The organism is Streptomyces sp. NH27 (assembly GCF_056859195.1).
Window position 1 is genome coordinate 1 of sequence record NZ_JACEGK010000220.1, and the last position, 12162, is coordinate 12162.

Below are 12162 nucleotides of genomic sequence, written 5' to 3' on the forward strand. Positions count from 1 at the left end.
CCCGTGGCCGGCGCGCGCCGCTCGGCGTGTGCGCGGGGCGGACGTGTTCGCTCAGACCCGGTCGGCCACGATCAGCAGGTACTGGAAGCTGCCGTTCTTGTACGCCGTCAGAAACGGTTCTTCAACGCCCGTGACCAGGTGGTCGGCCTCCTTGCGCAGTTCCCAGTACGGGATGGCGGTCGCGGTGAGGTCCTCGACGTGGACGGGGACGAGCCGGTTGGCCGCCATCGCCCGGAAGTACGCCGAGCGCGGGTGGATGTCGCAGATGTAGTGGGCGTTGATCAGGGACACCTCGCGGGATGCCCGCCCGTAGGTGTCGTTGTAGCAGCCGGTGATCGTGACGTAGCGTCCACCGCGGCGCAGCAGCCGGGCGTGCTCGGCGAAGAGCAGCTCCAACTCGACATACATCGTGGACTCGTTGTTCCAGGACGCGGCGTAACCGCCGGTCTGGAAGCCGGTGTCGAGCATGTTGCGGTGGTGGTAGCGGACCTTGCCGTCGATACCGCGGGCGCGGGCCTGCGCGTTGGCGAACTCCGCCTGCTTGGTGGAGATCGTCACGCCGTCGGCGGAGCAGCCGTAGCGCAGGTTCGCCACGACGCTGCCGCCGCCGCGCCCGCAACCGGCGTCGAAGACACGGTCGGTGGGGGACAGCGGCCCAAGGTGGGCGGCGAGCAGTTCGGCCTGGGCGTGCTCCAGGCGGTGCAGTTCCGCGGTGATCCGCGCCCGGCGCAGGCCGGGGTCGGTCTCGTCGAGCACCGACCAGTCGGCGTCGCCGATGCCGTAGTGGTGGTGGTAGAGGTCGTCGATCTTTCCGAGTTCGAGGTTGACCGGGTTCTCCTCGGCGTTCCAGTAGTCCGCGACGCGGGTCTGGTACGTGGACTGGGTCGGCACCGGTGCCGTGGTGGTGACGCGGTGGGACATGGTCAACGCTGACTCCTTTGTACAGGGTGCTGTGCTGTGCTGGTGAAGCGAGCTGCGCCTACCAGTAGTTCGGCAGGTGGTAACGGTGGGTGTTGGTCGCGTGCCACTCGTGGTTGCCGGCCACCCAGTCCGACAGCCCGCGGGCGTAGCGGGCCACGACGGGTGAGGTCGCCGACAGCGCGGCGGCCTCCTCCTCGAAGGACGCCATGATCTGGTTGTGGATCTCGACGCTGCGCAGATAGGCCGCCTTCAGCCCGCACCGCTCGTTGGCGGCCACGACCTGCGGCAGGTTGAGGTGGTTCGGATCGGTCTCCAACTCCTTGGTGAAGGAGTAGAGGTCGTTGACGATGGTCGTCGCGTTGCAGGCCAGCGCGGTGATCCGCTGGATCTCCGGGCGGGAGTAGACCGGCTCGGGCAGTTCGTAGCCGTCCACCGCGTCCACGATCGACAGGCAGGGGCGGAAGTTGTTGAACTGGCGCATCACCAGGTACTCCCACACCTTGGGCTTGAACTTCGTCTCGGCCCAGGCGGCTTCGGCGAGGTAGCCCAGATGCAGACGGGCGATGTCGTGGACGAAGCGGGTGGTCTGGCTGGGCGTGGCGAAGGCGGCGTAGTCCTTCATCGCCCAGTGGTACGAGCGCAGCGGCCCGTCGGCCTGCATGCCCTGCCGCCAGTCCTCCTCGAATTCGGGCGTGCCGTGGAAGGGGTCGATCGCCGACTGGGCGATGATCAGCGGGCCGCCGAGGCCGCGGTGCGATCCGCCGCGGTCCTCCTCTTCCTCGCAGTAGCAGTCGTCGACGAGGTTCTCGGCGAGCAGGAGCTTGCCCGCGACGGTCAGGCGGTCCAGGTCCGCCGCGCCGGGGTGCTGGAGCACGACGGCCCGGCCGAACTGGAATCCGGCGAAGTCCCCGGTCCAGGCGGTGGGGAACAGGTCGAGTTCGCGCGCCCACGCCTCCAGCCGGCGGTCGACCTCCCCGACCTTCTGCGGGTCGGCGGGCGGGGCGGGTTGGTACCTGAGCCCGGGGATCGCGCCGGTGCGGCGGGCGGATGCCGGACGGGGGAAGGCCGGCGGCCCGGGCAGCAGCGGGCGCGCGGTACCGGCGTGTGGGGGCGTGCTCATCGCGTAATCCGCTCGGTCGCTCGTCGCGGTCACTCGACCCGGCCGAGCTGGACGTTCTCCAGGATGCCGACCGCGTCGGGCACGAGGATGGCCATCGAGTAGTAGGCGGTGACGAGGTAGTTGACGATCGCGGCGCTGTTGATGCCCATGAAGCGGACGTTCAGGCCGGGTTGGTACTCCTCGGGGATGCCGGTCGCATGCAGGCCGACGACTCCCTGGTCGGCCTCGCCGGTGCGCAGCGCGATGATGCTGCTGGTGCGCTGCGGGCTGATCGGGATCTTGCCGCACGGGAAGATCGGGACGCCGCGCCAGGCGGGGACCTCGTGCCCGTCGACGTCGGCCGTGCCGGGTACCAGACCGCGCTTGTTGCACTGCCGGAAAAAGGCGGCGATCGCCTTCGGGTGGGCGATGAACAGCCGGGTCTTGCGGCGCATCGCGAGCAGGTCGTCGAGGTCGTCGGGCGTCGGCGGGCCGGAGAAGGTGCTGATGCGCTGGCCGTAGTCGGTGTTGTACAGCAGCCCGAACTCGCGGTTGTTGACCAGTTCCCACTCCTGGCGCTCGCGGATCTCCTCGATGGTCAGCCGGAGTTGCTGCTGGGTCTGGTCCATCGGGTCGTTGTAGAGATCGGCGACCCTGCTGTGCACCTTCAGGACGGTCTGGGTGAGCGACAACTCGTATTCGCGCGGCGCGAGTTCGTAGTCGACGAAGCCGCCGCGGATGGCCGGCTCGCCGAAGTGGCCGGCCTGCATGGGGATGTCGGCCTCGCCGCGGCGGTTGGTGGGCAGCCGCTGCTGCTCGGCGTACGCCGTCAGGTGCGCGGCCAGCGACGGCTCGCGGGCGGTGAGCTCCTGGACGGTCTGCCAGGGCAGGACCAGCACCACGCCCGCGGTGTCGGCGCGTACCGAGGTCGTCCACCGCGGGTCGGACCGGCCGATGGCCTCGTCGCCCAGTTGGTCGCCGTCGGTGACGACCCCGACGACGCCTTCCTCGCCGTACATGCCGGCGGCGTAGCGGGTGAGCCGGCCGTGGACGACCAGGTAGGTGTCCGTGATCGGCTGTCCGGCCTCGAACAGCACCTCGCCGGGGCGTACTTCCCTGACCTGGAAGCGGGCGGCCAGCTCGGTGAGCACTCCGGTGTCGGAGTATCCGTGCAGTGGCGGCAGCTCGGTGAGGGTCTCCGGGATGACCCGGACATCGTCGGCGCCGTTCTGCTCGAACTCCACCCGGCCCCGGCCGACGCGGAGTTGGAGGCGCCGGTTGACCCGGTAGGTGCCGCCCTTGATGTCCAGCCAGGGCAGCATCCTGATCAGCCAGCGGGAGCTGATGCCCTGCATCTGCGGTTCGGACTTGGTGGTGGTCGCGAGTTGGCGCGCCGCCTGGGTGGTGAGACTGGTGAGCCGTGCGCCGCTCGCTGGTTCGGCGGCGGGGTCGTCGGTGGTGGCGCCGGTGGTGGGTACCGGTTCGGGCACGTTTTCTCCCGGAGGACGAGCAGGACGGACAGTGTGCGGAGACCTGAACAGAGTGAACAGAGCTGTTCGTCAAGGGTGTTGGCGGGCGAGGACGGGCGTCGGAAGGTAATGCGGCTGATTCCGCGCAGAGATCAGCCAAGCAGCCGCGGGCCGCACCGCGGTATAGCTTGCGGGGGGCGCCTTCGCGCCCCCGGTGGTGTAAACCACCGTGGTGAAGCGGCCTACGGGAGCACGCTCGCCCGCGCGCCGTCTGCTCACCCCGCACGCCGGCGCGCAGCAGCACCCACCCGGCGCGCGCACCACGCCCGCACGCTGGTAGCGGCGCCACAACGCACAGCCGGGCGCACCGCGAGGCGGCGGCTCTCACACCACCGCAGTCCGCTCGGCGACGAGTTGTGCGGGTGCGTTCCGGCGCCCTGAACCGGGTCGGCCCGATGCCACACGTGCGGCAGTGCCCCTGGCGCGTGCGCCCCGGGAGCCGGCCGGCGGCGCCGAGATTGCAGCAATCAGTGCACAGAAGATCCCGGCAACCCTCGCGAAACTCGGAGGCGAGGTCGCGGGCTCCCGCGGCCGAGGACTTGGGAGGATGAGCATGACGGACGACTTGCGCGCACTTGTCGACACGTTGTACGACGGTCTCGGCCGGGCGGACATCGAGGCCGTGCTGGAGCTGTTCGATCCGTTGGTCGAGATCGAGACGCCGCCTTCCCTGCCCTGGTCAGAGGGCAGCTACTCCGGATTGGGAGGCGCCGCGGCCTACTTCTCCAGCGCGCTGGACTACCTGGACGAGACCCGGTTCGACGTACAGGAGGTGCACGTCGAGGGGGAGTGGGCCGCGGCCATCGGCGGCTGGAGCGGCCGGTTCCGGGCGTCCGGCTGCGAGTTCGACGTGCACTTCGTGCACTTCTGGCAGTTCCGGGACGGCAAGGTGGTCAAGGGGTCGGGCATCTCCGACACGGTCGGGATCGTGCGCGCGTACGCCCCCGACACGCTGCCCGCACCCAACTGACGCCGCGCCGCGGCAGGGCCCGCACGTGACGCGCATGGCAGGCGCGCTCGCTGTCGGCGCTGCCCCGCCGCCCCCGGCCGCCCTTCTTCCGTCGGCGCCGGGGGCGGCGGCGCGGCCGGTTCACGCCAGCCGCGCCTCGATGAACGCGTGTGCCGCCGCCCGGTCCAGCGCCTGGCCCCGCGCGTAGCGCCCGGTGAAGCCGACCTCGCCCAGCGCCGCCGTCAAAACGTCCACCAGCCGTACCACCTCCGGGTTGTACGCGTCGGGCGCACCGCGCAGTACGTCGGCCGCGCCCAGCACCTCCGCCCCGATGTCCGGTTCGCCCCGGTGCGCCAGCAGCCCTGCGACCGCGACCGACGCCTGCGCCACCACCGGCATGTCCGGCACCGCAGAAGCCAGCCGGAACGCCTCCGCGGCATGGCGCGCCGCGCCCACCAGATCGTCCTCGGCCACCGCCTGGTGTGACAGCGCCGCGCCGAGCACCGCACGGAACAGCGGTGACGCGGAAGGCAGTTGGGCCATCTCCTCGCGGGCCTCGTGGTACTGGCGGGCGGCCTCCGCCAGGTCGCCCGAGGTGCGGTTGAGGTTGCCCAACGCGATCCGGGCGAAGAGCAGTTCACGGCTCGTTCCGGTACCGGCGCCCGGCTGGAGCATCTCCGCCAACTCGGCGCGCGCCCGATCGATGTCGCCCCGCTTGGTGCGCGCGGTGGCGCGTGCCGCACGCTGCGAGATCGCCGCCTCGGCCGGATCGAGCTCTTGTAGCAGCAGGATCGACTCGCTCAACTCCTCGATGACCGCCTCGAAGTCGCCGAACACGGCGTCGGCGTCCGCGAGCGCGGTCAGCGCCATGGACAACCCCCACCGTTCGCCGGACCCGCGGTACGCGGCCACGGCCTGCACGAGGTCGTCGTGAAGGCCCGCCATGTCCCCGTGGTTGCCGCGCAGGAAGGCCCGCATCATCAGCAGCGTGCCGCGGCCCCACGCGTCGCAGTGCATCAGGTCCCGGTCGATCGCGCCGGTCCCGGCGGGGGTGTCGTCGACGGTCAGGGCCAAAGTCGCCTCGATGAGCGCGCGGGCCGGGTACGCCGCGGCCTCCGGGACCGTGGCCGCCACCAGCCTGGCCTGGTCGTATTCCGAGTCGCTGTCGGATGTCCGGCCGGCCAGCACCCGATTGAACAGGTGCAGAGCCGTGGCCGTCGCGCGCTGCGGCAGCGGCGCGTCTCCCGGCACCCGCAGCGCCTGGTGCAACCGGTCGGCGGCGTCGGCGTGGTTGCCCTGAAGCGTCCAGAACCAGCCGAGCGCGGCGCCGAGCCGCACGGCCATGTCGCCGCTGTCGTGGGCGACCGCGTACTGCAGCACCGCCAGCAGGTTGTCCTGCTCGGAGGTGAGGCGCGGGATCCACTTCAACTGGGCCCCGCCGTACAGGTCTTCGGCCGCGCTCTCGGCCAGTTCCAGGAAATAGGCGGCGTGGTGGTGGCGTGCTTCGGACAGTTCGCCCGAGTCCGCCAGCTGCTCCAGGCCGAACTCGCGGATCGTCTCCAGCAGGCGGTACCGCGCGTCGGGTCCGTCGACCACTTGCAGCAGCGACTTGTCGGCGAGCGCGGAGATGCGGTCGAGCAGCGTGTCGGGCGTCAACTTGCCCAGCAGACACACCCCTTCAGCTGCCTCCAGGGTGATCTCCCTGGGGAAGACCGCCAGCCGCGCCGCCAGCCACCGCTCGTCCTTGTCCAGCAGCTCCCAGCTCCAGCTCACCACCGCGCGCAGCGTGCGGTGCCGTGGCAGCGCGGTGCGGCTGCCGCCGCCGAGCAGCCGGAACCGGCCGGCCAGCCGCTTGACCACCTGCTCCAGCGGCATCGTGCGCAGCCGCGCGGCCGCCAGTTCGATCGCCAGCGGCAACCCGTCCAGCCTGCGGCACACCTCCACCACCGCCGCCACGTTGCCGTCGTGCACGGCGAAGTCGGGGCGGACCGCCGTGACCCGGTCGACGAACAACTGGACCGAGGGGTGGGCGACCGCCTGCGCGGCACTCGCCCCCGTCCCGGGCAGGCCCAGCGGCTGCACCGGGCACAGCGTCTCGCCGGGCATGTCCAGCGGTTCGCGGCTGGTGGCCAGCACCCGCAGCCGCGGGCATCGGCCGAGCAACTCCGCCACGAAACCGGCCACTTCCGACAGCAGGTGCTCGCAGTTGTCCAGCACGACCAGGCTCCGGGCCGAGGACAGCGCCTCCACGAGCCGGCCCAGCGGGTCTTCGGGGCCGCGCGCGTCATGCGGACCGCCCTCGCGCAGCGCCAGCGCGCCCATCACGGCGGGGACGATATCGCGCCCGTCGGTGACCGGTGCCAGCTCCACCACCCAGACCCCGCCCGGCATGTCGCCCCGTAAGGTGCCCGCGACCGTGGTGGCCAGCCGGGTCTTGCCGACCCCGCCAGGACCGACCAGCGTCACCAGCCGCCCCTGTGACAACTGCCCGCTGACCTGGGCGACCTCGCGGGCGCGGCCGACGAAACTGCTCACCGGCGCGCGGAGATTGCCCGCGGGGCGGGCCGCCGGCTCCGTCCCGGGCGCCGGGGTGCCGCGCAGCACCGTCAGGTGCACGTCGCGCAGGTCCTGGCCAGGGTCGGTGCCCAACTCCTCGGCGAGCAGCGTCCGGTACTCCTCGAACGCGGCCAGCGCCTCGGCGTGGCGCCCGTGCGCGTGCAGGGTGCGTACCAGCAGCACCCGCAGCGGCTCCCGCAGCGGGAACCGCGCGACCAGCGCCTCCAACTCGGCGACGGCCTGCCGGTGGTCGGTGGCGAAGTCCAGCTCGGCGGTGATCCGGTCCTCGACCGCGCCGATCCTGACCTCTTCCAGGCGAGCCGTGGCCTCAGCCGCGAACGGCGCGGCGCCCAGCCCGCAGAGGGACTCGCCCCGCCACAGGTCCAGCGCCTCACGCAGCACGGCCGCCGCACCCCGGCTGTCGCCCTCCCGCAGCAGCTGCCGGCCCCGGCGCGCCATCCGCTCGAAGCGCAGCACGTCCACGTCGTCGACCGCGATGTCCAGGCAGTAGCCCCCGCTCACCGAACGCAGCGGGACCTTGCCGTCCAGCGCCCGGCGCAGCCGTGACACCAGCGACTGGAGGGCGTGTGCCGGGTCGACGGGGCCGTCCTCGGGCCACAGCGCCGCGCTGAGCGTGTCCACGGCCACCACGTGCCCGGCGCTGAGCGCCAGACGCACGAGCATTGTGCGCAGCCGTGCACCACCGACCTCGACCGGTCGCCCGTCCACCACCACTTGCAGCGGTCCGAGAACCCCGATCCTCATCACAAGCACCCCCCGATACCTGCGGCCGGCCGGTCGGCCGCGGCGGAGTCGACGAGCCCACAGCGCCTCATGGCCGGTGACCTGGCCCGGCTTCACAGCCTAGCGCAACAGATCGGCTCCGCAGCGTCCGCGAACACCCTCCCGCGTACCGGTCCCGCCCCGCTCTGACCTGCCGGTCCCGCGCTCACCGGCTGCGCCGGGCCGGCCGGGCGGAGACCGGGCCGGCGGCCTCGGTGCCACCGCGGCCGAGGGGCCGGCCGGACCGGAGATGATCGGCTGCGAGCAGCGTGAGTGCGGTCTGTGAGCGCGGCGGAGCACTCTTCCGTCCATGGACTACGCGTTTCGCGCCGAAGGACTCGTCAGGCGATTCGGGAAGGTGACCGCTCTCGACGGCGTCGACCTCGCCGCCGCGCCGGGCTCGGTCCTGGGCGTACTCGGGCCGAACGGGGCCGGCAAGACCACGGCGGTGCGTATTCTCGCCACGCTGCTCGCCCCGGACGAGGGCCGCGCCTCGGTCTGCGGCCTCGACGTGGTCCGCCAGGCGCCGCAGGTACGCCGCATGATCGGACTGACCGGGCAGTACGCCTCGGTCGACGAGGATCTCACCGGCGCCGAGAACCTCGTCCTCATCGGGCGGCTGCTCGATCTGCACAAGGACCGTGCGAAGGCGCGCGCCGACGAACTCCTCGGCCAGTTCGGGCTCGCCGACGCCGCCGGCCGCAGGGTCGCCACGTACTCCGGTGGCATGCGCCGCCGACTCGACCTCGCGGCGAGCCTGGTCGGGAACCCGGCGGTGATCTTCCTCGACGAGCCGACCACCGGCCTCGACCCGGCCAAGCGCGACGACCTGTGGCGGATGATCCGCACGCTGGCCGGCGAGGGCGTGAGCGTGCTGCTCACCACCCAGTACCTGGAGGAGGCCGACGCGCTGGCCGACGCGATCACCGTCATCGACCACGGAAAGGTGATCGCCGAGGGCACGGCCGCGGAACTGAAGCAACTCACCGGCACGCAGACCCTCTCGGTGCGGCCCGCCGACCCGGGCCGGCTCGCGGACACCGCCCGCGTCATGCGGTCGACCACCGGCCGCGACCCCGAGACCACCGGCGGCACCCTGCTGACCGCGCCGGCCGACGGCGAGGCGATGCTCCACGAGACGCTGCGCCGGCTCGGCGACGAAGGCATCGCCGTCGTCGAGATCGCGCTGCGGCTGCCGAGTCTGGACGAGGTGTTCTTCAGCCTCACCGGCCGGCACACCGAGAGCGGCGACAAGACCACCGAGGAGGTGGCGGTATGACCGGCACGACCAGCACGGAGCGGGACGAGAATGTCGAGCCGGCCGGTGCCGGCCCGACCGGCAGCGCCGTCCGGCGTGAGCCCACGGCCAAGCGCCCCGGCGGCCTGGTCCGGCACAGCCTGGTGCTGGCCGGCCGCAGCATGACGAAGATCGCGCGGACGCCCGAGGGTCTCGCCGACGCGATCTTCCTGCCGATCATCTTCCTGGCGATGTTCGTCTACCTGATCGGCGGCGCCGTGGCCGGCACCACCCACGCCTACCTGGAGACGATCTTCCCCGCCGCGATGGTGATGACCGTGATCATGGCGGGCATGATGGCCACCGGCATCAACCTCAACGCCGACATCAAGAAGGGCGTCTTCGACCGGTTCCGCAGCCTGCCGATCGCCCGCGCCGCCCCGCTGATCGGCTCGGTGCTCGGCGACATGATCCGCTATGTCGTGTCGCTGGCCGCGCTGTTCGGCTTCGGCTACGCCCTGGGCTTCCGGATGCACGCCAACGGCTGGCGGGCCCTGGCGGCCTGCCTGCTCGTGACCGTGTTCGCGTTCTGCCTGAGCTGGGGCTACGTCTTCGCGGGCGTCGTCATCAAGGAGCCCAGCGGAGTGCAGGGCGTGGCGATCCTGACGCTGTTTCCGCTGGCCTTCGGCACCGACCTGCTGACCCCGACGAAGAGCATGCCCGGCTGGTTGCAGGCATGGGTCCACCTCAACCCGACGACGCACGCCATGGACGCCTGCCGCGGGCTGCTGCTCGGCGGCCCGTTGGCCCGGCCGGTACTGGAGACGCTGGCCTGGTCGGTGGGCGTCATGGCGGTGTTCGCGCCGCTCGCCGTCCGTGCCTACCGCCGCCGCACCTGACCATGCCGTCCCGGGGCGGGAAGCCTGGAAGCCGGAACCCTCGGCAGCCGGCGCCCTGGCACCCACCCCCTCCGCAACCGTTTGCCGAGCACCGTCCCCACGAACGACACAGGAAGCGGACATCGAGATGAGCATGGGTATGGGCACCAAAGGCACCCCTGACGAAGCCCTGGCGGCATTGCGCAAGACCAGTTTCGGCATCGCCGTGGTGCTCGTCGTCCAGTACGCGTTCGGCATGTGGGTCAACGCCTATGACGGGCGGCCCCCGACCGGCACCGGCATCGGCTCGGCCTTCGGCCACGCCCTGACGAGTACGCCCGCGGTCCTGGCCATCCACACCTGGCTGGGCATCGTGCTGTTCGGCGGGTCGATCCACACGCTGATGACCGCCATGGGCACCAAACGGCCCGCCCTGATGGCGACTTCGGTGATCGGGTTGCTGTGCATGATCGGTGCGTCCGTGAACGGCGCCGCCTTCGTCAACCACCGGGTCGAGGCCCGGTCGATCACCATGGCGCTGCTCACCGGCCTCGCGCTGCTGTGCTACCTCGTCAACACCGCGGCGGTCAGCGGCACTTCGCGGTCCGGCGCGGCCACCGACACGGAGGGCGGCGGACCCGCGCATGAGGCGGTGGCCGTCGTCGGCACGCCGAAGCAGCGCGTCCGCAACCGGTTAGTGATCTTCTTCCACCGGGTCGGCCTGCCGTTCGGCCCGATGCAGTTGCTGACCGTGCCCGGCCGCGTCAGCGGGCTCCCGCGGACCACACCGCTGGCTCCGGTGCTGCTGGACGGCGTCCCCTACCTGTGCCAGGCGTACCCGCACGCCGACTGGGTGAAGAACGCCCGGGCGGCCGGCCGCGGCCGGCTCACCCGCGGCCGTACCACTCGCGAGGTCGACCTGGTGGAACTGGACGAGGTCGAACGCGCCGCGGTCCTACGGGAGTTCCCCGGCCAGAACCCGCGCGGCGCAGGCGCCTTCCTCAGAAACGGCATCGTGCGCGACCCGAGCCCCGAGGCGTTCGCGGCCGCGGCCGCGTCCGTCCCGGTGTTCCGGGCGACCGACCGCGCCGCCGACCACCACGAGGGACCGGCTTGAACCCGGGCTTCCGCCGGGCCTGAACTCCGTCTCGAACTCGGTCTTGAGCGCTGCCTTGCGGCCGCCGCCTACATTCGCCGGACGAGACTCTTCTGCCGGTGGCTGCTACGGCGGTACATGTTCGCGCGGTTCGCCTCGGACGGTCGGCTGTCGAGGATCGATCAGATCACCCGGGACCTGCCCGCGGATCCCGCCGCCGAGGACGCCACCGGCTCCGCCGGGTCCCGCACGCCGGCGGTCTGAAGACTGCAGCCGGGCTGCACCGGTGTCTCAACCCCCGAAGACGCCGCAGCCCGGCTGCCCAGTCCGGGCCGAGTGGGCTCGGTCCGGACATGGCTTGCCCGACCGGCACCGCCGGTCAGAACGAGTCGCCGTACCAGTGGAAGGCGCCCGGCGCGGTGACGGTCGCGAGGACCTCCGCCGCCGGCGAGAGCACCGGGCGGGCCATGCCGTAGTGAGTGGCCGCGGGAACGGGCTCCGCGAGGAGGCGGGGGAGCGCGCCGACGACGGCGGGCTCCGCGGGCAGCCGCACGGTCGCGGTCGTGGCGCCCGCCGCGCGGGCCCGGACCGCGGCGGCCGACAACAGGGCGCCGGCCACGGCAGCCCCGTGGCCGGGGGCGAGGGCGATCTCCGCGATCTCGACCTGATCGGGTGCGGGGCGGCGGAGCACGGCGAAGCCCAGCAGGCGGCCGGCGGGAGCGGCGGGGGACAGTCTCGACGCCGACCCGGAGCGCGTTGATGAGTACCCGTCGTGCGCGCTGTCGGCCGCGACCAGGATCTGCGCCGGAGCCGCGTACCAGACGGGGACCCGATGCTCCCAGTCGTCCGCGCCCCGCACCGTGGTCAGCGGGCGGACCGCGTCGAAGCCGTCCCGCAGCGCCCGAAGGGCCGGCAGATCGGCGGGTGTTGACGGGCGTACGGCCGCGGCGCCGGCGTGCGGTGCGCGGTCGGTGAGCGGGCCGGACCAGCCGGGAGCGGCGAAGGACCGCCACCCCGCGCCTTCGTAGACCCGCGGGGTGCCGGTGAACAGGAGCGACCAGGCGCACCCGGCCGACGTCATGGCGGCCACCGCCGCCGCGAGCAGGTGCCGGAC

The 12162-nt window shown here is 72.2% G+C and carries 9 protein-coding genes; 4 read left to right on the top strand and 5 right to left on the bottom strand.

Going from position 1 to position 12162, the window contains the following annotated elements:
- Nucleotides 1-51: 51 nt before the first annotated feature.
- Genes AC13HU_RS19100 through AC13HU_RS19110 form a run of 3 tightly spaced genes read right to left on the bottom strand, consistent with a single transcriptional unit; the run spans nucleotide 52 to nucleotide 3510 of the window.
- Nucleotides 52-921, bottom strand: coding sequence for a geranyl diphosphate 2-C-methyltransferase (locus AC13HU_RS19100; RefSeq protein ID WP_483043116.1), 870 nt, complete (start codon nucleotides 919-921; stop codon nucleotides 52-54).
- Between the two features lie 58 nt (nucleotides 922-979).
- Entirely contained in the window at nucleotides 980-2041 is a 1062-nt protein-coding gene (locus tag AC13HU_RS19105; RefSeq protein WP_483043108.1) for a family 2 encapsulin nanocompartment cargo protein terpene cyclase, read from the bottom strand.
- 29 nt (nucleotides 2042-2070) lie between these two features.
- Complete coding sequence (locus AC13HU_RS19110; RefSeq protein WP_483043109.1) at nucleotides 2071-3510, bottom strand: family 2B encapsulin nanocompartment shell protein; 1440 nt, start codon at nucleotides 3508-3510, stop codon at nucleotides 2071-2073.
- Nucleotides 3511-4102: 592 nt separating this feature from the next.
- Between AC13HU_RS19110 and AC13HU_RS19115 the strand changes: the two genes are divergently transcribed.
- Nucleotides 4103-4519 (top strand): nuclear transport factor 2 family protein, encoded by a 417-nt coding sequence (locus AC13HU_RS19115; protein WP_483043110.1) that lies wholly within the window; start codon nucleotides 4103-4105, stop codon nucleotides 4517-4519.
- Nucleotides 4520-4639: 120 nt separating this feature from the next.
- Here AC13HU_RS19115 and AC13HU_RS19120 read toward each other — a convergent pair whose 3' ends face one another.
- Nucleotides 4640-7819 (bottom strand): ATP-binding protein, encoded by a 3180-nt coding sequence (locus AC13HU_RS19120; protein WP_483043111.1) that lies wholly within the window; start codon nucleotides 7817-7819, stop codon nucleotides 4640-4642.
- A 328-nt stretch (nucleotides 7820-8147) separates the two neighbouring features.
- Between AC13HU_RS19120 and AC13HU_RS19125 the strand changes: the two genes are divergently transcribed.
- From AC13HU_RS19125 to AC13HU_RS19135, 3 genes are all read left to right on the top strand, one after another.
- A complete protein-coding gene (locus AC13HU_RS19125; RefSeq protein WP_483043112.1) occupies nucleotides 8148-9116 on the top strand; it encodes an ATP-binding cassette domain-containing protein in 969 nt (322 codons plus the stop codon).
- Complete coding sequence (locus tag AC13HU_RS19130; protein WP_483043113.1) at nucleotides 9113-9973, top strand: ABC transporter permease; 861 nt, start codon at nucleotides 9113-9115, stop codon at nucleotides 9971-9973. The genes AC13HU_RS19125 and AC13HU_RS19130 overlap by 4 nt, the downstream gene beginning before the upstream one ends.
- Before the next feature lie 139 nt (nucleotides 9974-10112).
- Entirely contained in the window at nucleotides 10113-11069 is a 957-nt protein-coding gene (locus AC13HU_RS19135) for a PNPOx family protein (protein ID WP_483043114.1), read from the top strand.
- 358 nt (nucleotides 11070-11427) lie between these two features.
- Here AC13HU_RS19135 and AC13HU_RS19140 read toward each other — a convergent pair.
- The coding region (locus tag AC13HU_RS19140; protein ID WP_483043115.1) for a hypothetical protein at nucleotides 11428-12162 on the bottom strand (735 nt) is incomplete at its 5' end.

Excerpts from the sequence above, each read along its gene's own strand:
- AC13HU_RS19100 (WP_483043116.1), bottom strand. The coding sequence starts at position 921 with ATGTCCCACCGCGTCACCACCACGGCACCGGTGCCGACCCAGTCCACG.
- AC13HU_RS19105 (WP_483043108.1), bottom strand. The coding sequence starts at position 2,041 with ATGAGCACGCCCCCACACGCCGGTACCGCGCGCCCGCTGCTGCCCGGG.
- AC13HU_RS19115 (WP_483043110.1), top strand. The coding sequence starts at position 4,103 with ATGACGGACGACTTGCGCGCACTTGTCGACACGTTGTACGACGGTCTC.
- AC13HU_RS19120 (WP_483043111.1), bottom strand. The coding sequence starts at position 7,819 with ATGAGGATCGGGGTTCTCGGACCGCTGCAAGTGGTGGTGGACGGGCGA.
- AC13HU_RS19125 (WP_483043112.1), top strand. The coding sequence starts at position 8,148 with ATGGACTACGCGTTTCGCGCCGAAGGACTCGTCAGGCGATTCGGGAAG.
- AC13HU_RS19130 (WP_483043113.1), top strand. The coding sequence starts at position 9,113 with ATGACCGGCACGACCAGCACGGAGCGGGACGAGAATGTCGAGCCGGCC.
- AC13HU_RS19135 (WP_483043114.1), top strand. The coding sequence starts at position 10,113 with ATGGGCACCAAAGGCACCCCTGACGAAGCCCTGGCGGCATTGCGCAAG.